At 58.8% G+C, this 20542-nt stretch carries 21 protein-coding genes; 9 read left to right on the plus strand and 12 right to left on the minus strand.

Annotated elements, in window-relative coordinates:
- Positions 1-13: 13 nt before the first annotated feature.
- Genes CR155_RS19940 through CR155_RS19950 form a run of 3 tightly spaced genes read right to left on the minus strand, consistent with a single transcriptional unit; the run spans position 14 to position 1922 of the window.
- Positions 14-166, minus strand: a complete 153-nt coding sequence (locus CR155_RS19940; protein ID WP_439650470.1) for a rubredoxin — start codon at positions 164-166, stop codon at positions 14-16.
- A gap of 8 nt (positions 167-174) precedes the next feature.
- Positions 175-1347: an acyl-CoA dehydrogenase family protein gene (locus tag CR155_RS19945; RefSeq protein ID WP_102071801.1), complete on the minus strand. Its 1173-nt coding sequence runs from the start codon at positions 1345-1347 to the stop codon at positions 175-177.
- 32 nt (positions 1348-1379) lie between these two features.
- A complete protein-coding gene (locus CR155_RS19950) occupies positions 1380-1922 on the minus strand; it encodes a carboxymuconolactone decarboxylase family protein (protein ID WP_102071802.1) in 543 nt (180 codons plus the stop codon).
- A gap of 196 nt (positions 1923-2118) precedes the next feature.
- Between CR155_RS19950 and CR155_RS19955 the strand changes: the two genes are divergently transcribed.
- Positions 2119-3009 (plus strand): spermidine synthase, encoded by an 891-nt coding sequence (locus tag CR155_RS19955; RefSeq protein WP_102071803.1) that lies wholly within the window; start codon positions 2119-2121, stop codon positions 3007-3009.
- A gap of 140 nt (positions 3010-3149) precedes the next feature.
- On the opposite strand, the gene CR155_RS19960 is transcribed toward CR155_RS19955, so the two are convergent.
- The 7 genes from CR155_RS19960 to CR155_RS19990 form a co-directional block, all read right to left on the minus strand.
- The gene (locus CR155_RS19960) at positions 3150-4136 is read right to left on the minus strand and encodes a Bug family tripartite tricarboxylate transporter substrate binding protein (RefSeq protein ID WP_102071804.1); all 987 of its coding nucleotides are present in this window, start codon (positions 4134-4136) and stop codon (positions 3150-3152) included.
- Between the two features lie 231 nt (positions 4137-4367).
- Entirely contained in the window at positions 4368-5339 is a 972-nt protein-coding gene (locus tag CR155_RS19965; RefSeq protein ID WP_102071805.1) for a tripartite tricarboxylate transporter substrate binding protein, read from the minus strand.
- 57 nt (positions 5340-5396) lie between these two features.
- On the minus strand, positions 5397-6095 hold the full coding sequence (locus tag CR155_RS19970) for a 3-oxoacid CoA-transferase subunit B (RefSeq protein WP_102071806.1): 699 nt from the start codon (positions 6093-6095) through the stop codon (positions 5397-5399).
- A complete protein-coding gene (locus CR155_RS19975; RefSeq protein ID WP_102071807.1) occupies positions 6088-6762 on the minus strand; it encodes a 3-oxoacid CoA-transferase subunit A in 675 nt (224 codons plus the stop codon). Before CR155_RS19975 ends, CR155_RS19970 begins: the two co-directional genes overlap by 8 nt.
- Entirely contained in the window at positions 6763-7731 is a 969-nt protein-coding gene (locus CR155_RS19980) for a Bug family tripartite tricarboxylate transporter substrate binding protein (protein WP_102071808.1), read from the minus strand. It lies immediately after the preceding gene.
- Positions 7732-7757: 26 nt separating this feature from the next.
- Positions 7758-8930: a thiolase family protein gene (locus CR155_RS19985; protein WP_102071809.1), complete on the minus strand. Its 1173-nt coding sequence runs from the start codon at positions 8928-8930 to the stop codon at positions 7758-7760.
- The gene (locus CR155_RS19990) at positions 8927-9325 is read right to left on the minus strand and encodes a Zn-ribbon domain-containing OB-fold protein (protein WP_102071810.1); all 399 of its coding nucleotides are present in this window, start codon (positions 9323-9325) and stop codon (positions 8927-8929) included. The genes CR155_RS19985 and CR155_RS19990 overlap by 4 nt, the downstream gene beginning before the upstream one ends.
- Positions 9326-9537: 212 nt before the next feature.
- On the opposite strand from CR155_RS19990, the gene CR155_RS19995 reads away from it, so the two are divergent.
- Genes CR155_RS19995 through CR155_RS20010 form a run of 4 tightly spaced genes read left to right on the plus strand, consistent with a single transcriptional unit; the run spans position 9538 to position 13526 of the window.
- Positions 9538-10425 carry an SDR family NAD(P)-dependent oxidoreductase gene (locus CR155_RS19995; protein ID WP_102071811.1) on the plus strand — a complete coding sequence of 296 codons (888 nt, stop codon included), beginning with the start codon at positions 9538-9540 and terminating at the stop codon, positions 10423-10425.
- 9 nt (positions 10426-10434) lie between these two features.
- Complete coding sequence (locus tag CR155_RS20000; RefSeq protein WP_102071812.1) at positions 10435-11298, plus strand: MaoC/PaaZ C-terminal domain-containing protein; 864 nt, start codon at positions 10435-10437, stop codon at positions 11296-11298.
- The gene (locus tag CR155_RS20005) at positions 11295-12497 is read left to right on the plus strand and encodes a CaiB/BaiF CoA transferase family protein (protein ID WP_102071813.1); all 1203 of its coding nucleotides are present in this window, start codon (positions 11295-11297) and stop codon (positions 12495-12497) included. The genes CR155_RS20000 and CR155_RS20005 overlap by 4 nt, the downstream gene beginning before the upstream one ends.
- A gap of 30 nt (positions 12498-12527) precedes the next feature.
- Positions 12528-13526, plus strand: coding sequence for a Bug family tripartite tricarboxylate transporter substrate binding protein (locus CR155_RS20010; protein WP_102071814.1), 999 nt, complete (start codon positions 12528-12530; stop codon positions 13524-13526).
- 102 nt (positions 13527-13628) lie between these two features.
- On the opposite strand, the gene CR155_RS20015 is transcribed toward CR155_RS20010, so the two are convergent.
- A complete protein-coding gene (locus CR155_RS20015; RefSeq protein ID WP_102071815.1) occupies positions 13629-14597 on the minus strand; it encodes a Bug family tripartite tricarboxylate transporter substrate binding protein in 969 nt (322 codons plus the stop codon).
- 208 nt (positions 14598-14805) lie between these two features.
- Between CR155_RS20015 and CR155_RS20020 the strand changes: the two genes are divergently transcribed.
- Both CR155_RS20020 and CR155_RS20025 read left to right on the plus strand, forming a co-directional pair.
- The gene (locus CR155_RS20020) at positions 14806-15996 is read left to right on the plus strand and encodes an acyl-CoA dehydrogenase family protein (protein WP_102071816.1); all 1191 of its coding nucleotides are present in this window, start codon (positions 14806-14808) and stop codon (positions 15994-15996) included.
- A 56-nt stretch (positions 15997-16052) separates the two neighbouring features.
- Entirely contained in the window at positions 16053-17171 is a 1119-nt protein-coding gene (locus tag CR155_RS20025; RefSeq protein WP_102071817.1) for an acyl-CoA dehydrogenase family protein, read from the plus strand.
- 15 nt (positions 17172-17186) lie between these two features.
- Here the strand turns inward: CR155_RS20025 and CR155_RS20030 are convergent, their stop codons facing one another.
- Entirely contained in the window at positions 17187-18113 is a 927-nt protein-coding gene (locus CR155_RS20030; protein ID WP_102071818.1) for a LysR family transcriptional regulator, read from the minus strand.
- 101 nt (positions 18114-18214) lie between these two features.
- Here CR155_RS20030 and CR155_RS20035 point away from each other — a divergent pair, with 101 nt between their 5' ends.
- Positions 18215-19414 carry a CaiB/BaiF CoA transferase family protein gene (locus CR155_RS20035; protein ID WP_102071819.1) on the plus strand — a complete coding sequence of 400 codons (1200 nt, stop codon included), beginning with the start codon at positions 18215-18217 and terminating at the stop codon, positions 19412-19414.
- Positions 19414-20451 (plus strand): NADPH:quinone oxidoreductase family protein, encoded by a 1038-nt coding sequence (locus CR155_RS20040; RefSeq protein WP_102071824.1) that lies wholly within the window; start codon positions 19414-19416, stop codon positions 20449-20451. Before CR155_RS20035 ends, CR155_RS20040 begins: the two co-directional genes overlap by 1 nt.
- The last annotated feature ends 91 nt before the right edge of the window (positions 20452-20542 follow it).

The following is a 20542-nucleotide window of genomic DNA, read 5'->3' on the forward strand; positions in this document are numbered from 1 at the left end:
TCAAGAATTTGTCCTAGTCGGGTATCAGGAAGAAATCTGCTTTCGTCACGCCACAGTCGGGACATGCCCAGTCGTCGGGAATGTCCTCGAAAAGCGTGCCAGGAGCGATTCCATCTTCCGGCATGCCAAGCGCTTCGTCATAAATCATGCCGCAGGGACCGCACATCCATTGCTTCACTGTGCGGCCTCGGCCCGATGTCGGGTGACTTCCGACGCGTATCGATCCGCGGATACTTGCTGGGCAGCCGCCTGCTCGATGTCATGAATTTCTTTACGCAGGTGCTTCAAGGCAGGCGTGACGATGGCTACGAACACCGCTTCGCGCAGACGGCGTTGAGCAGGGTGGCGCATCAGATATCCTTTGGCGCCTGCATGCAGGACGGCTGAGTTGGCCGCGGCAAGCGTGAGTTCCGACGTTCGTGCCCGCAACTTCAACACGTCAAGGATGGGCGCAGCGCCTGCCTGTACCTGCGCCCCAAGTGCGCCGGCCTGCGCCTTCAGCACGTCCAGCTTGGCCGCCAGCTCCTGTCCCTGGTCATCCAGGAACACATTTACGTGAGCGGTACTGGCGTTGCTTTCACGTATGGTCTTCAGGCAGGCTTCGGTCACGCCAAAGCCCATGCCTGTCTGGCCCAATATGAAACCGGGCTTGATGCTGGCGATATACTTCCCAAATTGAGAGGGATGGGCCAATACGTTGACGGTTGAAATCCGCGCGTTCTTGAAGCGCAGGTTCAGTGTTTGCGTGCCTTCGAGTGCGGAAAATTCAGGGCAGGGATGCAAACTCAATCCATCGGTACTGCCGTGTACAGCAAACATCACATAGCCTTCGTCTTCGACCGACGCGGCGACGATAGCCAGGTGCTGGGCACCCACATTTGATACCCAAGGCAACGAACCGTCAACGATATAGTCGTCGCCGTCGCGGCGCGCACTTAGGTGGATCTTTTCTATGCCGGCCAGGTGCTTGACCGCATTGGACATTCCAGTGCCCGCAAGCAGGCTACCCTGTACGACCGAGGTCAGATAACGGTCCCGTACGGTCAGGTTGGGAGAGGCCAGCAAATAAGCGGCGCAACTGGACTGGCACCACACCAGAAACGCCGTGGATCCGCATTCGCGTCCCACTTCAGTGGTAATCCTGATCTGTGCGGCCATGTCCAGGCCGGACCCGCCATATTCGCGCGGGATGCTTGCGCCGAAACCGCCCAGGGCGCCGAGGCGACGCAGATAATCGATCGGGTACAAGCCGTCCTGGTCTATGGCCTTGGCCAAGGGTGCGAGGTCGGACTTAACATGCACCGCAATGGCGTCAATTAGCGCTGCGGCTGGGTCGGTTAGGCTCACGACGGATTTCCTTGCTTTATGCTGTGTTGCGGTCAGGCGTAGGCTTGCAGTTCGTCATTGATGGGCGTCTTGGCCAGATTGTTGGCGTAGTTGCATAGTGTTGCCAAGCTGACGCCCAGCACCACCTCCAGCGCGTTGGCCTGGGTGTAGCCGGCCGCGAGGAAATCGTTTAACTGGCTATCGGAGACCTGGCCTTTGTTTTCCATGACGGCGACGGTGAACAATGCCAGTGCATTGAGTTTCGGGTCGCTTAGGGCCTGGGTGTTGCGCAGCGCGTGAATCGCTTCTTCGGGCATGGCAAGTTTTTTGCGCGCAATGGCAGTATGGCCCGCCACGCAGAAGCCGCAGCCATTGAGCGTTGCGGCGGTAATCTGGATGACTTCACGTTCGGCGCCTGACAATCCGGTGCGCGCATTGATGGCGCCCACGACCTGGTATGTCTCGAGCGCCGTCGGGGCGTTGGCCAGCACGCCTATCAGGTTAGGCAGGAAGCCGTTGTTTTTACGCGCAACTTCGAGGCGCTCCTTGGATTCGGCGGGAGCGGAGTCTACGGTTTGAATGGTGATGCGGCTCATTTTACGTTTCTTGATCCAGGTTTATATTCCTTTGAAGTCTAATGGCGTCTGGATTAATTAGAAACGAATATATAGATATTTGGTTATACGTTTAAGTTATCTGGCGTGGTGCGATCGCACGAGATTTTCCCGCGAACGGAACCCGTGGCCTATGATCCGGGTGTCGAGTGCATCACGGTACCAACAGGGAGACATTATGAAATCTGGACACCGCCGCTTTCGATGGCCTGCCTTGCTCGGACTGGCCCTGGCCGCGTGTTCCGCGGTATTGGTCACCTACTCGCTGTCCAATTCGCTGTCCCCGCGACTCGTTCATACTGAGCCATCCGAATTCGCACCCGTACTCGTCATCGACGAGTATGGTCAACGCTGCATGAATTTCGAGAAAATCAAAGACAGGGGCCGCCAGACCTGTTTCGATGTCAGCGACCCCGACGTAATGGTTTTCGACTACACCCGCATGATGACAAGCGCGCTTTTCGTGAAGCCTGATCCGCGCAATGTACTGATGGTGGGCTTGGGCGGCGGCACCATCCCGATTGCCCTGGCAAAAATTCTTCCTGATGCTGTGGTCGACACGGTGGAGATTGACCCGGCAGTCCTGCGGGTGGCCGAAGCGTATTTTGGCTTCAAGCAAGGGGCTCGACAGCGAGTGTTTGTGGGCGACGGACGCGCTTTTATCGAAAAGGCGCAGCGTGAAGGCCGGACCTACGATCTGGTGATGCTGGATGCGTTCGATGTCGATTACATTCCGGCCCATCTGCTTACCCGGGAATTCCTTCAACATCTGCGTGCCATTCTGACGCCTGACGGCGTAGTGGTGGCCAATACTTTCACCAACTCCACCATGTATGAGCGGGAATCAGCGACCTATGCCGCCGTGTTCGGCGAATTTTTCAACTTGCGCGCGGGCAACCGGGTGATTATTGCAAGTCGGGGACCGCTGCCGGACGATGGTGTCTTGAAAAAAAACGCGGCTGCGCTGGCGCACGCCTTGAAGCCCTTTGGCATCGATGTGGAGCGCGAGCTGCAGCGCTTCTCGAGGCATCGTGACTGGAGCGCTGATGCCGCCGTGCTGACCGACTAATACGTATCAGTGGTTTATGGCTGTTGGTTGACAACAAAGGGATAGGCGCCCGGCTTCACCGTTCGCAATGGCGATCGTGTCGTTTCCTCCTTCCGTACGTTAACGTCTTTTTCTATGATCATTCTCTGTGTCCGTTAACCTTATTCAGTCTTGATGTTAGCCGCTTTGACGGTGTCACCCCAGAGCTTGTAGTCCGATACCAGAAAATCGGCGAAGTCTTTTGAATTTCTCGGATTGATCTCCAGGCCACCGGTTGTCAATGCATCGATCACGTCTTTCGTCTTGACGGCTTCCAGCGCCGCCTTCGCTAGCGTGTCGATGGCTGGCTGCGGCGTATTGGCGGGTGCCAGGATTCCGATCCATGGGGCGGCAACGACGTCGATGCCTTGCTCTTTCAAGGTGGGGACATCGGGTGCACCGCCAAAGCGCTTGGGCGCGCCCAAGCCCATCATTTTCACCTTGCCTGCATCGGCATTGGGTTTTGCCAGACTAAGCGGCACGAACAAGGCGTCGACCTGGCCGGCCATAAGCGCCGTCATTGCCGGAGCGGCGCCGGTATAGGGCACGTGCAGGATGTCCAGTCCCTGGTTGACGTTAAGCATTTCCATGGCGACGTGGCTGGAGCTGCCCACACCCCATGAGGCATAAGTCAGCAGTCCAGGTTTATCTTGTGCCAGCTTAATGAATTCCTTGATATTGTTTACGCCGAGCTTGGCGTTGATGACCAGGGCATAGGGCAGGTAGCCAATCTGTGCCACAGGCAGGAAATCCTTGCGCGCATCGTAGGAGATTTTTGGATAGACATGAGGGTTGATGGTGTGGGTGTCGGCTGCCGTCATCACCAATGTGTAGCCATCGGGCTTGGCGCGTGCTACGGCTTCCGAACCTATCATGCCGCTCGCACCTGGCCGATTTTCCACAATGACGGACTCATGCATGGCCGCGCTCATGCCATTCGCCACTGCGCGCGTCAACACATCCGTGCCCCCTCCAGCGTTATACGGAACGACGATCTTGATCGGCCGTTCCGGATACGCGGCATGGGCGCTGGTGCACACGGCCATCGTCAACGCCGCGGCGATGCCGGCCAAGGATTGCAGCGTTGGTTTAAGGTTATTGCGTGACATGTGGTCTCCTACCTGGATTCATCCGGTTGTTGAGCGCGACCGACAATCGGCGGAGTCGGCCTGCTTTTTCCAACGCCATTCCCAAGTAGGAATGACATTTCTTTATCGGAATATCCTAGAGGTGGACATGTTCACGGGTCAAGACGATTCAAGAGAAATAGGTATTCGAAATTCGTGTTCAATGGCGATATCGATAAAGCGGTTACCGCCATTTCGCTTAGTCCGTATTGGTTACTGCATCTTGACCCCGGCCTCTTTGATTATCTTTTGCCACTGGACCAGCTCTTTGTCTATGTGCTGGCCGAACTCCTGGGGTGTCGAAGCAACCACTTCATAACCGTAGCCGGCCAGTTGTTTCTTGATCTCGGGATCCGTTGCCGCCGCCGCAAAGGCCTTGTTCAATTTCTCCACGACAGGCTGGGGCGTTTTTGCGGGGGCAAGAATACCGTACCAGCCATTGACCACGAAATCCGGAAAACCGGACTCCGCCACGGTGGGCACGTCGGGCAGCAGGGCGGATCGCTTGGCGCCAGTGACGGCCAGAGCCTTCAGTTTGCCGGCCTTTACTTGCGGCAGCGACGTGGAGATGCTGTCGAACATCAGCGATACGTCGCCCGCCAGCAGGGCGACGACGGCAGGGCCGCTACCTTTGTAAGGGATATGAAGCATGTTGATATTGGCCGTCGACTTGAACATTTCAGCAGCGAGGTGGCTGGTGTTACCGTTACCAGCCGAGGCAAAAGTCAGGGTGCCGGGGTTGGTTTTGGCGTACGAGACAAGCTCCTGCATGGTGTTCGCGGGTGTTTTCTTGGGGGCTGCAACCAGCAACGGCAATGTTGCCACGAGCGACACCGGTGTGAAGTCCTTGCGGGTGTCGTAAGGCAGGTCGGGGTAGAGGCTAGCGTTGATGGCATGCGCTGCCAGGACCATGAGTATTGTGTGGCCATCGGGCTTGGCGCGTGCCAGTTGCGCGGTAGCGATGGAGCCGCCGGCGCCCGCTTTGTATTCCAGCACTACAGGTTGCCCCAATGCAGCCTGTAGTTTTTCGGTCAAAGGCCTTGCCAGCATGTCGGCGCTGCCACCAGGAGGATAGGGAATCAACAGTTTGATTGGCTGATTCGGGAAGTCCTGTGCGTGTACGGTGCCGGCAAGGACCAGTGCGGCGATGGCGGCAATACGGCCGATGGTGTTTACTTTATGCATGGCTTGTCTCCTGGAGGTGAAGGGGATGCCGGTGGCGGCCCTTCGTGCTGTTATGGTCTACACGAGCGTAGGTACTCCTTCCTGCGTTAAGGAAATCGTCTTGATATCCGGCGATGCATAAAGCGCTGCTCCGGTGAGTTTCTGCAAGTCGTCGAGGGCAAGGCCGTCGACGATGGCGCGCACCGTGAATTTTCCTTCATGGACATCGACGATGGCCAGATTGGTATACACGGTGTCCACAACTCCCATGCCGGTGAGAGGATACGAGCATTTTTCCAGCAGCCTGTGTTCACCTTGCTTGGTGGTGTGGTCCATGGTGACGAAGACGTGCTTGGCGCCTATGGCCAGGTCCATGGCTCCGCCTATGGCGGGGATGGCATCGGGCGCGTCGGTGATCCAGTTTGCCAGGTCGCCGTTGGGAGCAACCTGGAAGCCGCCAAGCACAGAGTAATCGAGGTGGCCACCGCGCATCATTGCAAACGAAATCGTGTGTTCGGTGATCGAGGCGCCGGGCAACAAGGTGACCGGAACGCGGCTGGCGTTGATCAAGTCCGGATCAATGTCGTCGTCCTGCGCTTTCGGACCCATGCCCAGTATGCCGTTTTCGCTGTGCATCAGGATTTCGCGGTCCGGTGGCAAGTAGTCGGCAACGAGGGTCGGCATGCCTATGCCCAGGTTCACGGTGGAGCCGTCGGGTATGTCTTGCGCCACCAGCTGCGCGATTTGATGGCGATTCAAGGTAAGGGACTTAGTCATGTTGCCTGCCTGCCAGAACGACGGTTTGAACGAAGATGGCCTGCGTCATGACCTGTTCGGGCGGAATATCGCCCGTCTGGACAATGGCATCGACTTGCGCAATGGTGTGTCGAGCTGCCATACACATGACCGGATTGAAGTTGCGGGCGGCGAGACGATAGGTGAGGTTGCCGAGACGGTCGCCCTGGAAGGCCCTTATCAGGGCGAAGTCGGCAGACAAGGGCTGTTCGAGCACGTAACCTTTGCCGTCGACGATGCGCGTTTCCTTGCCGTCGGCAACCCGCGTGCCATAGCCCGTAGGCGTAAAGAAGGGTCCCAGTCCGGCACCGGCCGCCCGCATGCGTTCAGCCAGGGTTCCCTGCGGCACGCATTCCAGCTCGACTTTTCCCGCCCGATAGGCCTGGGCGAATATCTCGGCGTTGGGTGGTCGGGGATGCGAGCAGATGACTTTACGCACGCGCCCGGCGGCGATCAGTTTGGCAATGCCGCGATCTCCTGCCCCGGCGTTATTGCTGACCACAGTCAGGTCCGTGGTTTCTTGCTCAAGCAAGGCATCGATGAGCTCAAAAGGGATACCTGCATCGCCGAACCCGCCGATCAATACGCTTGCCCCATCGGGAATTGTTTGCACGGCTTCGGCAAGGGACGACTTAATCTTGTTGATCATTTAATTTCCTGCGGACAGATTGGCGGCCTTGACGGTTTTCTCCCAGCGTGCGCGTTCGGCGGCGATATACTCCGCAAACTCCACAGGGGTGTTGCCGCCCGCCGTTCCACCCATTTGCTTGAAGCGCGTCTGGATTTCCGGAGTGTCCAGTGCCGCCTTGGCACCGGCATGAATCTTGTCGATGACCTCCTGTGGAGTGCCCTTGGGAGCAAGCAAGCCGAACCATGCGGTGACGACCATGTCGGCGACGCCAGCTTCGGCCATGGTGGGCACGTCGGGAAGTTCGGGCACACGTTTATCGCTGGTCACGGCCAGTGCGCGAAACTTGCCGGCCTGGATAAAGGAAAGTGAGCTGGGCAGGTTGTCGATCATGAAATCGAACTGATTGCCCAGCAATGCCGTGACGGCGGGGCCGGCGCCCTTGTAGGCGACGTGGGCGGCATCGATGCCGGCGCGCTGCTTGAACATTTCCCCGGACAAGTGGGGCGACTGGCCTACGCCGGAACTGCCGAACGTGCCTCCCTGGGATTTCTCCTTGGTGATCCTGATGAGGTCCTTGACGCTTTTTGCCGGTGATTCAGCATTGACGACCAGGACATTGGGCACTGAGATCACCAGTGTGATCGGTGCGAAATCGTCCGGCGTGTACGGCAAGTCTTTGTACATGCTGTAGTTGATCGCATTGGGACCGATATTGCCCATGATCAAGGTGTAGCCGTCTGGCTGCGCCCGTACCAATGCCTGCGAACCAATGATACCGGCCGCTCCCGCACGATTTTCGATGACGACCGATGTTCCCAGATTCTTGGCGAGCTTCTCGCTGATCAAGCGGGCTGACATATCGGTGGTGCCCCCAGGGGCGGCAGGAACAATGATGGTGATGGGTTTCTCGGGCCACGCCGCGTGGGCGGAAACCGGAACGGCGAATGCGAGGGCAGCGAGCAGCTGCGAGAATCGGGTAGGGATCATATTTGTTCGTCCTTGGTGGTTTCTGGTCAAAGTGACGCCTGCGTGCCGAGTATGGCCGTTGATTGGCTGGACAGTGTGCCGCCATTGCCATGCACCACGGCGGTGTGCGCATTCGGGATCTGGCGTTCGCCGCAGCTGTCGCGCAGCTGCCTTACCGCTTCAATCATGATGAAAATACCGTACATGCCGGGGTGTATGCACGAGAGTCCGCCGCCATTGGTGTTCACTGGCAGGCGACCGCCGGGGGCAATACCGCCATTGCTCACGAAATCGCCGCCTTCGCCTTTCTTGCAGAAGCCGAGGTCCTCAAGAAAGAGAATGGTATTGATGGTGAAGGCGTCGTAGAGTTCGACCACGTCGATGTCTTTGGGCGTGAGGCCAGCCATTTCAAAGGCGATGCGCCCGGACTGCTGCGCGGCCGTCACGGTAAGGTCAGCCATCGACGATATCTGCCGATTCCAGACAGCGGTGGAGCTGCCCAACACATAGACCGGTTTCTGCTTGAGATCCTTGGCCCGATCGGCCCGTACGAGCACATAGGCGCCCGCGCCATCGGTGACCAGGCAGCAGTCGCGTACCGACAGGGGGTCTGACACCATGCGCGACGACAGAACTTCCTCGATGGTCAACGGGTCGCGCTGTGTTGCTTCCGGATTCATCTGGGCCCAGCGGCGTGCTGCCACTGCCACTTCCGCCAGGTGCTCGCGGCGTGTGCCATATTGGTGCATGTGGCGCGCGGCCACCAGCGCATAGGAGCTTAAGGGGTTCAAGGGGTTGTAGGGGGCTTCGTAGGGCTGGGGATCCAGCTTGCGTCGAGCGTTGGCGATTTCGGCGCGACCGATGGTGGACGTGCGCTGGGTGCTGCCGTAGCAGACCAATACCGCATTGCATTGGCCGGATTCCAGTGCCTGCAGCGCCGGCATAAGATGCGCGACGAAGCTGGATCCCCCCAGCATGGTGCTGTCGATGAAGGTCGGTTTGATGCCCAGGTGCTCGATGACGGGCATGGCCCACATGGTGGCCGTTACGCTGGCGGTGGCGATGCCGTCGATATCCTGCATGGTGAGTCCTGCGTCGGCCACGGCCCGCTGCGCCGCCTGAACCAGGATTTCCATCTCGGTGTAGCCGTGCGCCTGCCCCAGGCCTGCCTGGCCGACACCCGCTATGGCCACAGCGCCGCGAAGTTTCTTGTTGATCATAGCTTTGTCTCCGCCTGGGTGAATACGACCATCTTGCCTTCTTCGGTTTCGGTGATCCGGGCAGACACGGGCATGCCGATGGTGACGGCATCGGGCGCAACATCGTCGACGCGCGACATCATGCGTGGCCCTTCGGCCAAGTCGACAAGGACGACGTTGTAGTCGCCGCCGTGCTCGGGCTTGCGTCGGACGACTGTTGTGGAATACACCACGCCCTGGCCGGAAGGCTTGAACCATTCGAGCTGGTCCGAGCCGCAATGTGGACAGATCATGCGGGGGTAGAAAATTCCTCGCGTGCACGACAGGCAGCGTTGAATCAGAAAGTTACCTTGGTCCAGCTGCTCGCGATAGTACTTATCTGCGCCTGCAGCCGGAGTCGATGTTGCGTCCGACATGCTTGTGTCTCCTCCAATCGTTGGACGTCCATTGTCGGCCTGGGTTGCCGCGACGGGAATCTCGTTTTAGTTAGGCCCGTGTTTTGCGCTCATTAAGTAATTGCCCACACTTAATTCCCGGTTAAGACGCTCTTTATGAAAACGGAGTTGAAGCCCGGGGTGAATTCCTCTACTGTAAATGACAGAAAAAACCAGACACAGGAGTATCACGAATGAGCGAGATGGTTGCAGGCAAGGTAGCGGTGGTCACCGGAGCGGGCGGCGGCATAGGCAAGGGTATTGCGTTGGCACTGGCGGCCGCCGGCGCACGCGTCGTCGTCAACGACATCAGTGACGGAGCGTCCCGGGCCGTGGTCGACGAGATCACGTCGGCCGGCGGCCAGGCAGTTGCCAATACCGATAGCGTGGCAACGCGGGAAAGCGCCGAACATATCGTCCAGGCGGCCATCGACCTGTACGGCAAGATCGACATCATTGTAAATAATGCCGGCAATCTGCGTGACCGGCTATTCCACAAAATGAGCGAGGAGGAATGGACCCAAGTCCTGGACGTGCATCTGAACGGGTCTTTCTATGTCAGCCGGGCGGCCGCTCCGTATTTCCGCGAGCAGGAATCCGGCGCCTACGTGCACATGACATCGACATCGGGGTTGATCGGCAATTTCGGGCAGGCGAATTATTCCGCGGCCAAGATGGGCATTGTGGGTTTGTCCAAGTCGATCGCGCTCGATATGTCACGGTTCAATGTCCGTTCCAATTGCATAGCGCCGTTTGCCTGGACCAGCATGACCAGCTCCATTCCCGCCAATACGCCGGAAGAGAAAGCGCGCGTGCTCAAGCTGCAGAAGATGGAAGCCGGCAAGATTGCGCCGCTGGTGGTGTACCTGGGCAGTGACGCGGCACGTGAAGTCACGGCGCAAATTTTTGCCGTACGGGCCAATGAAATCATGTTGTTCAGCCAGCCGCGCCCCGTTCGTTCGGTCCATATGTCAACCGGATGGACGCCCGAAGATATCGCTGAAATCGCCGTTCCCGCCATGAGAAACGATTTCTACAAGCTTGAGCGGTCGCCGGAAGTCATCGGCTGGGATCCTATTTAAGGAGTGGCAATGGCGCTGGATTATGAACGGATCAAGGCGTGGAGATTCACCGATGTGCGCCAGGCTTATGCCGATAAGGACGTCATCCTGTATGCCCTTAGCGTCGGCCTGGGGTATGACCCGATGGATGAGGCGCAGTTGGCATTCGTCTATGAAAAAGACCTCAAGGTATTTCCCGGCATGGCGGCGGTGCTGGGTTATCCGGGCTTCTGGATGCAGGATCCCAGGACAGGCATCGATTGGGTGAAATTGGTGCATGGCGAACAGCGCATGGCCTTTCATCGCCCGTTTCCTGTCACTGGCGAGGTCATAGGGCGTAGTCGGGTCACACATGTCGTGGACAAAGGTGCAGACAAGGGGGCGCTTGTGGTAGTGGAACGAAAGATCCACGATGCCGCTGACGACGCCTTGCTTGCCACCGTCCAGCAGACCACATTTTGCAGGGCTGATGGCGGTTTCGGCGCGGGCGACGCCGCGCCCGAGGCCTTGCCCAAAGTCCCCGCCGCGCTGCCTGATCAGGTATGCACCCTGCAAACCTTGCCGCAGGCTGCGCTGTTATACAGACTGAACGCTGATCCGAATCCCCTGCATGTTGATCCGCGAGTGGCCAGGGATGCCGGCTACCCGCGTCCTATCCTGCATGGCCTGTGCACCTACGGCGTGGCCATGCATGCGCTCATCAAGACGATGTGCGACTATGATCCGGATCGGTTGCTGTATATGAACACCCGCTTTTCAGCGCCCGTTTTCCCAGGCGAAACCCTGAAGGTCGAGATGTGGCATGGAGTTTCTGGTACCGTCCAGTTCCAGGCCCGCGTCGCAGAGCGCGACATCGTGGTATTGACCAATGGAATCGCAGGAGTAAAGCAATGAACGAACGTTTGGCACCCCTGGACGGCATCAAAGTGCTGGACTTGTCCCGGGTATTGGCCGGCCCGTGGTGCAGTCAGAACCTGGCCGATCTCGGCGCCGATGTCATCAAGGTAGAACGCCCGGATACGGGCGACGATACGCGCAGTTGGGGTCCTCCGTACCTGAAGGACGCTAATGGCGTCGATACCGGCGAAGCGGCTTACTACCTGAGCACCAATCGAAACAAGCGCTCCATCGCCATTGATATCGCCAGCCCTGACGGTGCTGACCTGGTTCGCGAGATGGCTGCCCGTTGCGACATCCTGGTCGAGAATTTCAAGGTGGGCGGCCTGAAGAAGTACGGGCTCGATTATGAAACCATCAAGGCGATCAATCCCCGTTTGATTTATTGCTCCATCACCGGATTCGGCCAGACGGGCCCGTTGGCCAGCCTGCCCGGCTATGACTTCATGATCCAGGGCATGGGCGGCTTGATGAGCATCACCGGCGAACGGGACGACCTGCCCGGTGGCGGTCCCCAGAAAGCCGGGGTGGCCGTCACCGACATCATCACCGGCATGTATGCGGCAGTTGCCATCCTGGGGGCGCTGCAGGAACGCAACCGCAGCGGCCTGGGCCAGCATATCGACCTGGCCTTGCTGGACTGCCATGTGGCCATGCTGGCAAATCAGAACCTGAACTACATGACTTCCGGCATCGCTCCCAAGCGTGCGGGAAATGCGCATCAGAACGTGGTTCCCTATCAGGTTTTTGCGTCCAGCGACGGACACCTGATCGTTGCTACGGGCAATGACAGCCAGTATCGCGCCTACTGCCAGGCCATAGGGCGGCCAGACCTGGCAGTGCATCCCGACTATGCCACCAACAGCCAGCGCCTGGTCAATCGTGTTGTGCTGATCAAAGAGCTTGAAACCATCATGAAGACGCGCACCCGCGACGACTGGATCGCGGCGCTTCAGAAAGTGGGGGTGCCTTGCGGCCCGATCAACAACATAGAGCAGGTGTTCGCGAACCCGCAGGTCAAGGCGCGCGAAATCTGGAAGACCATGCCGCATCCGCTGGCGGGTACGACGCCCACGACGGCCAGCCCGATACGCTATTCGGAAACGCCCATCCAGTACCGCATGGCGCCGCCATTGCTGGGCCAGCATACCGACGAAATACTCAAAGAGTTGGGCCTTGAGCACCGGGCCAGGTAAAACCTTACCAATCAGTACGGGAGACAAAACATGAACAAGAACACTCTTAATCGTCGTCGGGTCCTCGGCGGCATGGGCTTGGGACTGCTGGCACTAGGCTTGCCCATGTCAGCGGCGCGGGCGGCCGATGCGCCCTGGCCCCAGCGCGCGATCAATTTCATCGTCCCATTCCCCGCCGGAGGCCCCGTCGATACCTCGGCGCGTTTCGTCACCAAGCCATTGGGCGAGAAGTGGGGACAATCTGCCGTGGTCGATAACCGGGCCGGCGCCGGCGGTATCGTCGCGGCACGGCATGCCGTGAAAGAGAAGCCGGACGGCTATTCCTTCTTCTTTCCGGCCATTCATCATGCCGTATTGCCCAGCCTGCGCAAGGACCTGGGCTATGACATACAGGCCGACTTCGAGCCGGTGGGCTCGGTGGCACGGTTTCCCATCATCCTGGTCGCGCATCCTTCCTTGCCTGTCAAGGACATCAAGGAATTGATCAGCTATGCCAAGGAGAACCCCGGCAAAGTTTCGTTCAGCTCCTCGGGCACCGGCGGCGGCACGCACCTGGCGGGTGAACTTTTCAATAAGCTGGCTGGCGTCAAGCTGCTGCACATCCCATATCGCGGCAGTGCGCCGGCCATGCAGGATCTGGTCGGCGGCCAGGTACAGCTTATGTTTGCCGATGCGCCGTCGGCACTGCCGTTCATCAAGTCCGGCCACGTGAAGGCCCTCGGTGTTGGAAATCCGGAGCGATCGGTACTGGCTCAGGACGTGCCGACCATCGCGGAAGCGGGTGTCAAGGGCTACGAAGCCTATTCATGGACTGGCTTGATGGCCCCCAAGGGTACACCCCAGGCCATCGTCAAGAAGCTCAACCACGACCTGGTGGCTGTCTTGAACGATCCTGCTGTCGGCCCCGCCATGGCTGCTGCGGGCGCCGAGCCTATGCCCGGGACGCCCGAAGACTTTGCCCGATTCCTGGATAACGAGATCAAGAAATGGGCCCAGGTTATTCAGGAAGCAGGCATCAAGATCGAGTGATGGGGATGAGATCGCGTGGATCGGGCCCGGCGAGGCCCGACCCGACCCGGTGAGGCCCGACCTACCCGGCCACGCTTGACGCGTCCGGTGAGACGCTGCGGATTAGTTTGTCTGGATCTTGGCCTTTTTGATCACGTCGTCCCACATGGCGTATTCGCGTTTGGCCTTGTCCAGCAATTCTGCGCCGTTGCTCACGTTGATCGTATATCCGCCGGCCTTCATGGTCTTCTCGAACTCCGGGTTCTTGGCAATGGTGTTCAGTGCGGCTTCCAGGCGTTCGTGGATGTTGGCAGGAAGGTTCTTGGGCGTGATCAGGGCATACCAGCCCGTCACCGCATAGTCTTTTACCCCGGCTTCGATCATGGTGGGTACGTCGGGCAGGCCGGCGTTGCGCTCGCGCGAGGTTACCGCCAAGGCACGCACTTTGTCGCTTTGTATGTACTGGATAGCCGTGCTGGTGATGTCAAACATATAAGTAATTTTTCCACCGATGACATCGATCATGGCGGGCGAGTTGCCGCGGTACGGGACGTGCAGCATTTCCGTGCCGGTTTTTTGTTTCAGTAGTTCAGCCGACAAATGATTCGACGCGCCGACGCCAGCCGAGCCGAAGGAAACGGTATTGGGATTTTTCTTCGCGTACTCCACCAGTTCCTGGATGTTTTTAACCGGCACATCCTTGTTGATTACCAATACATTCGTGTAGTCAGCGATGTTGCCGATATAGGTAAAGTCCTTTTCGAGGTCGAGCTTGGTGTTTTTCTGAATCAACGGTGTGATGGTCAGGGTAGGACTGGCAACGAAGTTGATGGTGTAGCCATCGGGCTGAGCGCGCGAGGTCGACTCAGCGGCAATCATGCCGCTGGCCCCGGTGCGGTTCTCGACGATGACAGGCTGCTTCAGTTCGTCGCCCAGATATTTGGCGAAAGTGCGCGCGCTTGTGTCGACCGGTCCGCCGGGCGAATAGCCGACGATCAGCTTGATGGGTTGGGCGGGCCATGGGGCCTGGGCCTGCACCGATGCAACGGTCATGAGGCCGCCGGCGAATAGAAGTATAGACTTAAGTTTCATGGGTTTGTCTCCGGTTTTATAGCTATCAGTGAACCGCGTTTACGGGTCAACAAGTCTCGCTGCAAAGTGCCTGATTGGCAATTCCGTTTTACTTAAGGGTGACTTTCGCCGGCCCACTGGTTCGCATCAGGTGAACAGGGGCTTTTGGAAAGCGGTATTGTGGAAGGCCGGTCGATCTTGGTAGATTCCAGTCAAAAGGAGAAACGCTATGGATTTGACGTGGAACGCTCAAGAAATCGCCTTCCGGCATGATGTCCGGGATTTTGTGAATGCGGAGTTGCCATCCGACATTCGCGCAAAGGTATTCCGGCACCAACGCCTGGACAAAAACGATTACCTGCGATGGCATCGGGTGCTGGCCGCCAAGGGCTGGGGTGCGCCAAACTGGCCCGTCGAGTTTGGCGGCACAGGCTGGGGCCCCTTGCAAAGATTGATTTTCGAGATCGAATGCTTCAAAGGCGGCGCACCGCGGCTTCTTCCCTTTGGTCTGGGTATGATAGGCCCGGTATTGATGAAGTACGGCAGCAAGCAATTGCAGGATCGTTTCCTGTCCAGGATGCTGACCGTGGAAGATTGGTGGTGCCAGGGCTATTCCGAACCCGGCGCCGGCTCGGACCTTGCCTCGTTGAAAACACGTGCCGTGCGCACAGCCGACGGGTATGTCGTGAACGGCCAGAAGACCTGGACCACTCTGGGTCAGTATGCCGACTGGATGTTCTGCCTTGCACGCACCGATACCGAGGCCAAGCCGCAGCGCGGGATATCGCTGTTGCTGATCGACCTGCGCCAGCCTGGCGTCACAGTGCGCCCCATTCGTACGCTGGACGGAGGAGCGGATGTCAATGAGGTATGGCTGGACGACGTGAAAGTGCCCTTCGAGAATCTTGTGGGCAACGAGAACGAGGGGTGGACTTATGCAAAATATTTGCTCGGCCATGAAAGAACCGGAATTGCCGGTATAGGACATTGCCATCGCGAGCTGCAGATATTGAAAAAGCTTGCGGCTGATACGCTCATCGACGGCGAGCCCGCCAGCCAGAATCCGCGCATGAAGGAAAAGATCGTCCGTATCGAGATCGACATCGTTGCGCTTGAAATGCTCCTGCTACGCGTGGCGGCCAATAGCGACCAGGGTCCCGGACCGCAGGCCTCTATCTTGAAAATACGTGGGTCCGAGATCCAGCAAGACTTGGCCATGCTGCAGATGGAGGTAATGGGCGTCGACACATGGCCGTACGACCCAAGCTGGATGGAGCCGGACACGGCGTTCACCGGGCCCGGCCCCGAGTTCGCGGCGGCGGCATCGGCCGGTTATTTCGACCTGCGTAAAACCACAATTTATGGGGGGACGACCGAGGTGCAAAAGACCATTATCGCCAAGATGATTCTTGGATCCTAGTCATACAGGTCAATGTGCCGATAGCGGTTTCCCTTACATCCCACAGGAAATAAAAAATGGATTTCACGTATAACGACGAGCAGCGCATGCTGACGGACAGCCTGCGCAGACTGGTGAGCGACAACTGGGGCGCGGAGCAGCGGCGCAAGCGTGCCGCCCAGCCGGAACTGGATCGGCAGGCGTGGGAGTCTCTGGCCGAGCTCGGTGTCGCCGGCCTGCTGATTCCCGAACGATATGAAGGCTTCGGCGAATCGCCGGCCACCCTCGTGGCGATTCAGCTCGAATTGGGCAAAGGCCTGGTTTCCGAGCCTGTCATTCCCAGCGCGGTCATGGCGACGACCCTGTTGTTAAGCGCTGCCAATGATCAGATCAACGCTGAACTTCTTCCCGGGATGGCGGGGGGCGCTTTGGTCTGCACCGTCGCCTATCTCGAACCCGGCCAGCGCAATGTACGACGCCCAGGCGCGACGCATGCAGTGCAAAAAGCAGAAAGCTATACGCTCAATGGCAGGAAGAAGCTGGTCTGGCAGGGGGCGAGCGCAGATAAATTGATCGTCAGCGCAGTCCTCGATGGAGAAACAGCGCTGTTCCTGGTTCCCACCGATACGCAGGGACTGACGGTGCAAGATTTTCCCACCATGGATGGCTATCGCTGCGCGGATGTTGAACTGACCGGTGTGGTCGTAGAGGCGAAGGCGCTGATCGCGCAAGGCCAGGTGGCCGACGATGCACTGGATAGCGCTATGGATTACGGTATTGCAGCAATGTGCGCACATGCCGCCGGCGCCATGGATCGGCTGGTGGAAATCACGGCGGACTATCTGAAGACACGACGTCAGTTCGGCCGACCGCTTGCCGACTTCCAGGTATTGCAGCATCGCCTCGCCGATATGCTGCTGCATAAAGAACTGGCGATCTCGATGGCCTATGTGGCCGCCACTGCGCTTGGCGAATCCGATGTGGCCGAGCGCCAACGATTGTTATCGTCCGCCAAGGTGTCGGTAGCCGAGGCGGGACGTTACGTTGGCCAAAGTGCTGTGCAAATGCATGGCGGGATCGGTATGACGGCCGAACTGGAAGTGGGCGATTATTTCAAGCGCTTGACTCACACCGATTTTCTGTTGGGTGATACCGATTTCCACTTGAGACGATTGGAAGCGCTTTCTGCAGGGTGAAGCAGGCCGCTCGGGTCATTTAGGCCGCCGCCAGTTCGTTTCGTGCTGCTTGATGTGTTCGGTGATGAACTCCATGAGTGTCCGGGTGGCCATGGTAGGAAAACGGTTCGCGGCCGTCATCAAATAGAGGCTGTCCCCGACGCCTTCGGGTTCGTATTGGGGTAGTACCTCTTGCAGCGCGCCTGATTGCAGCGGCTTCCACACCGCGTAGCGAGGCAGCAGTGCCACGCCCAGCCCGGCCAGTGTGGCTTCCAGCAGGTAAGGGTAGTCGCCCGACTGCAGGCGGGGCGTCGCCTTGAACAGGACGCGCGTGCCGTTCATGTCGAGTTTCAGGTCGAAACGGCGCCCCATGGATGCCGGCGTGATCAGTGTGCAGCCGGTCAGGTCCTGGATGGTTGCGATGGCGTTGCGCGTCGCGATGAAGTCGGGTGCTGCGCAAAGGCACCAGGCAATATCGCAAATCTTGCGTGCCACGTGATCTTCGGAGGGCGCGGAGGTAATCTTCAGCGCCACGTCGACCTCAGCCGATATCAAATCGCCGATGAAGTCATTGATCAGTACACGCAAACTTACGTCAGGATAATTGCGGGCAAATTCCAGCAGCACGGGCGCGAGGTATAAATGACCCAGTCCGGTGGGCAGGCGTATCCGTACATCGCCCCGCACGGATTTGCCAAGGCTGTCTATCGATGCGCGGGCCGCTTGCGCTTCTTCCAGCATACGTACGCCGTGGGAATATAAAAGCTGGCCGGCTTCGGTAACCTCCATGTTCCGGGTCGTGCGTCGCAGCAGTTGGGCGCCCATGAGAAGTTCCAGCGCCTTCAACTGTCGCGATGCATTCGAGCGTGTCATTCCAGTACGTCGGGCCGCTTCGCTCAAGGTGCGCGATTGAACGATGGCGACAAAGAACTGGATAAGATTAAGGTCGATCCTATTGTCCATTTATCCTCAACAGTCATGGCACATATCGTGTCATTGTTAATGAATTAGTCCGATGCTAGCATGATTGCACACCACTATTCAGAAGCCAGAGCATTATCGCCATGAGCCAAGACCTGCCATTTTCCGGACTCCGGATCCTTGATATCAGCCAAGGCATTGCCGGGCCCTACTGCACCCAGATTCTGTGGCAGCAAGGCGCACATGTCGTCAAGGTCGAACCGCCCGAAGGTGATTGGGGCCGGAACGTTGGCGTCGTGCGCGAGGGTCACAGTGCGTTATCCATCAGTTATAACGCGGGTAAACAAGGGCTTTGCCTTGATGCCCGCACACCGGCCGGCAAGGATCTATTGCGCCGCCTCGCGCTGCAGGCAGATGTCGTCGTTCAAAACTTCCGCCCGGGCGTGGCGGAGCGCCTGGGTGTCGGCTACGCGAACTTGGCCGAGCAGAAGCCAGACCTGGTCTATGTATCGATCAGCGGTTATGGCGCTGATGGTCCCTATGCCCAGGCACCGGCGTCGGATTCGGTGATGCAGGCCGACACCGGGCTTATGTTTGCCAATCAGGATGTCGATAGGCAGCCCAGGCGCATTGGCATGTTGCTGGCTGATATATCGACCGCCTTGTACGCGGCGCAGCAACTCGCAGCGGCACTGTATCGGCGTTTAAAGACGGGTCGCGGCACGCACCTCGAAATCAGCCTGTTTGAAGCCTGCGCGGCTTTGCAGATCAACAATATGGCCGCATGCTCTCTTGCCGGGGGTCCGCCTTCCGCTGCGGTCAGCGCGCCCAACGGTGTGTTCGCGACCGCCGACGGCCAGTTGTCGGTGCTGGTCTTGAATGACGCCCAGTTCGCGCGGCTTTGCCGGGCGCTGGATCGCCCCGACTGGCTGGACGATGCACGTTTCCGGAACAACAAAGCGCGCATGGCGGCGCGAGATTTTCTGCACAGCGAAATTGCGATCCAGATGGCGCAGGCGCCCAGCGTAGTATGGGAAAAGCGCTTGCAGGAACATGATGTGCTGCATGCGCCCGTGCGTGATTATGCATCCGTGGCCGCGCACCCGCAGACGACTCATCTGGGCATGCTGCAGTCTCTACAGCAACCTCGCATTGGCGAACTGCAGTTGCCTGGGATTCCGGGCGCAGCGGGGCGTCGCCGCATGCTCGCCGCTCCCGACATCGGCGAGCATACCAAGCAGATCCTCCAGGAGGCCGGATTGGATTTTGCGGAGATCGCAGCGTTGCTGGACACTGGCGTGGTCAAGCAATTCGATGGGACATCGAGCGGAGTATCGGCATGATGCGTGCCCTTCAGGTTCAGCGCTTTGGCGAAAGTGACGAGGCACGACTGGTCTTATGTGATGAGCCCGGCGCGCCGGGCCCGCATGAAGTGGTGATGAACGTTGCCTATGCCAGCGTAAGCCACGCCACGGGCCTGATGATAGCTGGACGTTACCAGACCAGGCCGCCGTTGCCGTTCACGCCTGGCACAGAGGCAGTCGGGCACATCGTGTCTGTGGGCACATCCGTTACTCGATGCAAGCCGGGCGATGCAGTCGTTGCCATTGCGGATTGGGGCTGTTTTGCCGAACGGATCAAGCTTGCAGAATATACCGTTTATCCCATTCCTGATGGCCTGCCCCTTCTTGATGCCTTGCCAGTTCCCATATCGTATGGCACCGCGTATTGCGGACTCCTGTGGCGTTGCGCATTGCAGCCCGGCGAGACCGTGCTCGTCCTTGGCGCCGGGGCGGGGGTCGGACTTGCCGCCGTCGAATTGGCCAGGCAGATGGGAGCCGACGTCATCGCGTGCGCCAGCACGCAGGCAAAGCGCGACCATGCTGTGGCACGCGGAGCCCGCGCGGCCGTGGCGCCCGGCGCCAACCTTGCCACCGAGGTCAAAGCCCTTACCGGTGGCCGCGGAGCCGACATTGTGGTGGATCCCGTAGGCGGTGAGCTCTTTGGTCACGCGGTACGGGCGGCCGCGCACAATGCCCGTCTGTTGAGCATAGGTTTTGCGAGCGGCCGCGTGCCTGACGTGCCTGCCAACCTTTTGCTCGTGAAGAATTTGACTCTGCATGGCTTCTTCTATGGCCGTTACATAGGGTGGACGCCCTCCGACGAGCGTGTCACCCATGCGCCAGCGCTGCAACGCGCAATGCAAACCATATTGGGCTGGGCGCACGATAAGCGGATCCAGCCTTCCGTTTCCAAGGTTTACCCAATTACCGGGCTCGGTGACGCGCTCGGTGCTCTTCATGGCCGGGAAGTCATCGGCAAAGTAGCTTTAACGATAAGACAGGAGATGGTATGGACGCCTCCCACCTCAAGTGAGTGACGAGGCCTAAGAAGGAAAGCAGACGTAAAGAGGGCCTCGCATCAACGGCATCAATGTGCCAAAGTGGAGTTTGTAATCAACCACTTAGAGA

The sequence above is a fragment of the Pollutimonas nitritireducens genome (assembly GCF_002849615.1).
Classification (GTDB): domain Bacteria; phylum Pseudomonadota; class Gammaproteobacteria; order Burkholderiales; family Burkholderiaceae_B; genus Pollutimonas; species Pollutimonas nitritireducens.

Coding starts and splice junctions, on each gene's coding strand:
- CR155_RS20025 (WP_102071817.1), top strand. CDS start 16,053: ATGGATTTCACGTATAACGACGAGCAGCGCATGCTGACGGACAGCCTG.
- CR155_RS20020 (WP_102071816.1), top strand. CDS start 14,806: ATGGATTTGACGTGGAACGCTCAAGAAATCGCCTTCCGGCATGATGTC.
- CR155_RS19950 (WP_102071802.1), bottom strand. CDS start 1,922: ATGAGCCGCATCACCATTCAAACCGTAGACTCCGCTCCCGCCGAATCC.
- CR155_RS20040 (WP_102071824.1), top strand. CDS start 19,414: ATGCGTGCCCTTCAGGTTCAGCGCTTTGGCGAAAGTGACGAGGCACGA.
- CR155_RS20030 (WP_102071818.1), bottom strand. CDS start 18,113: ATGGACAATAGGATCGACCTTAATCTTATCCAGTTCTTTGTCGCCATC.
- CR155_RS19965 (WP_102071805.1), bottom strand. CDS start 5,339: ATGCATAAAGTAAACACCATCGGCCGTATTGCCGCCATCGCCGCACTG.
- CR155_RS20000 (WP_102071812.1), top strand. CDS start 10,435: ATGGCGCTGGATTATGAACGGATCAAGGCGTGGAGATTCACCGATGTG.
- CR155_RS19960 (WP_102071804.1), bottom strand. CDS start 4,136: ATGTCACGCAATAACCTTAAACCAACGCTGCAATCCTTGGCCGGCATC.
- CR155_RS20035 (WP_102071819.1), top strand. CDS start 18,215: ATGAGCCAAGACCTGCCATTTTCCGGACTCCGGATCCTTGATATCAGC.
- CR155_RS19980 (WP_102071808.1), bottom strand. CDS start 7,731: ATGATCCCTACCCGATTCTCGCAGCTGCTCGCTGCCCTCGCATTCGCC.
- CR155_RS19970 (WP_102071806.1), bottom strand. CDS start 6,095: ATGACTAAGTCCCTTACCTTGAATCGCCATCAAATCGCGCAGCTGGTG.
- CR155_RS20015 (WP_102071815.1), bottom strand. CDS start 14,597: ATGAAACTTAAGTCTATACTTCTATTCGCCGGCGGCCTCATGACCGTT.
- CR155_RS20005 (WP_102071813.1), top strand. CDS start 11,295: ATGAACGAACGTTTGGCACCCCTGGACGGCATCAAAGTGCTGGACTTG.
- CR155_RS19995 (WP_102071811.1), top strand. CDS start 9,538: ATGAGCGAGATGGTTGCAGGCAAGGTAGCGGTGGTCACCGGAGCGGGC.
- CR155_RS20010 (WP_102071814.1), top strand. CDS start 12,528: ATGAACAAGAACACTCTTAATCGTCGTCGGGTCCTCGGCGGCATGGGC.
- CR155_RS19955 (WP_102071803.1), top strand. CDS start 2,119: ATGAAATCTGGACACCGCCGCTTTCGATGGCCTGCCTTGCTCGGACTG.
- CR155_RS19990 (WP_102071810.1), bottom strand. CDS start 9,325: ATGTCGGACGCAACATCGACTCCGGCTGCAGGCGCAGATAAGTACTAT.
- CR155_RS19940 (WP_439650470.1), bottom strand. CDS start 166: ATGTGCGGTCCCTGCGGCATGATTTATGACGAAGCGCTTGGCATGCCG.
- CR155_RS19975 (WP_102071807.1), bottom strand. CDS start 6,762: ATGATCAACAAGATTAAGTCGTCCCTTGCCGAAGCCGTGCAAACAATT.
- CR155_RS19985 (WP_102071809.1), bottom strand. CDS start 8,930: ATGATCAACAAGAAACTTCGCGGCGCTGTGGCCATAGCGGGTGTCGGC.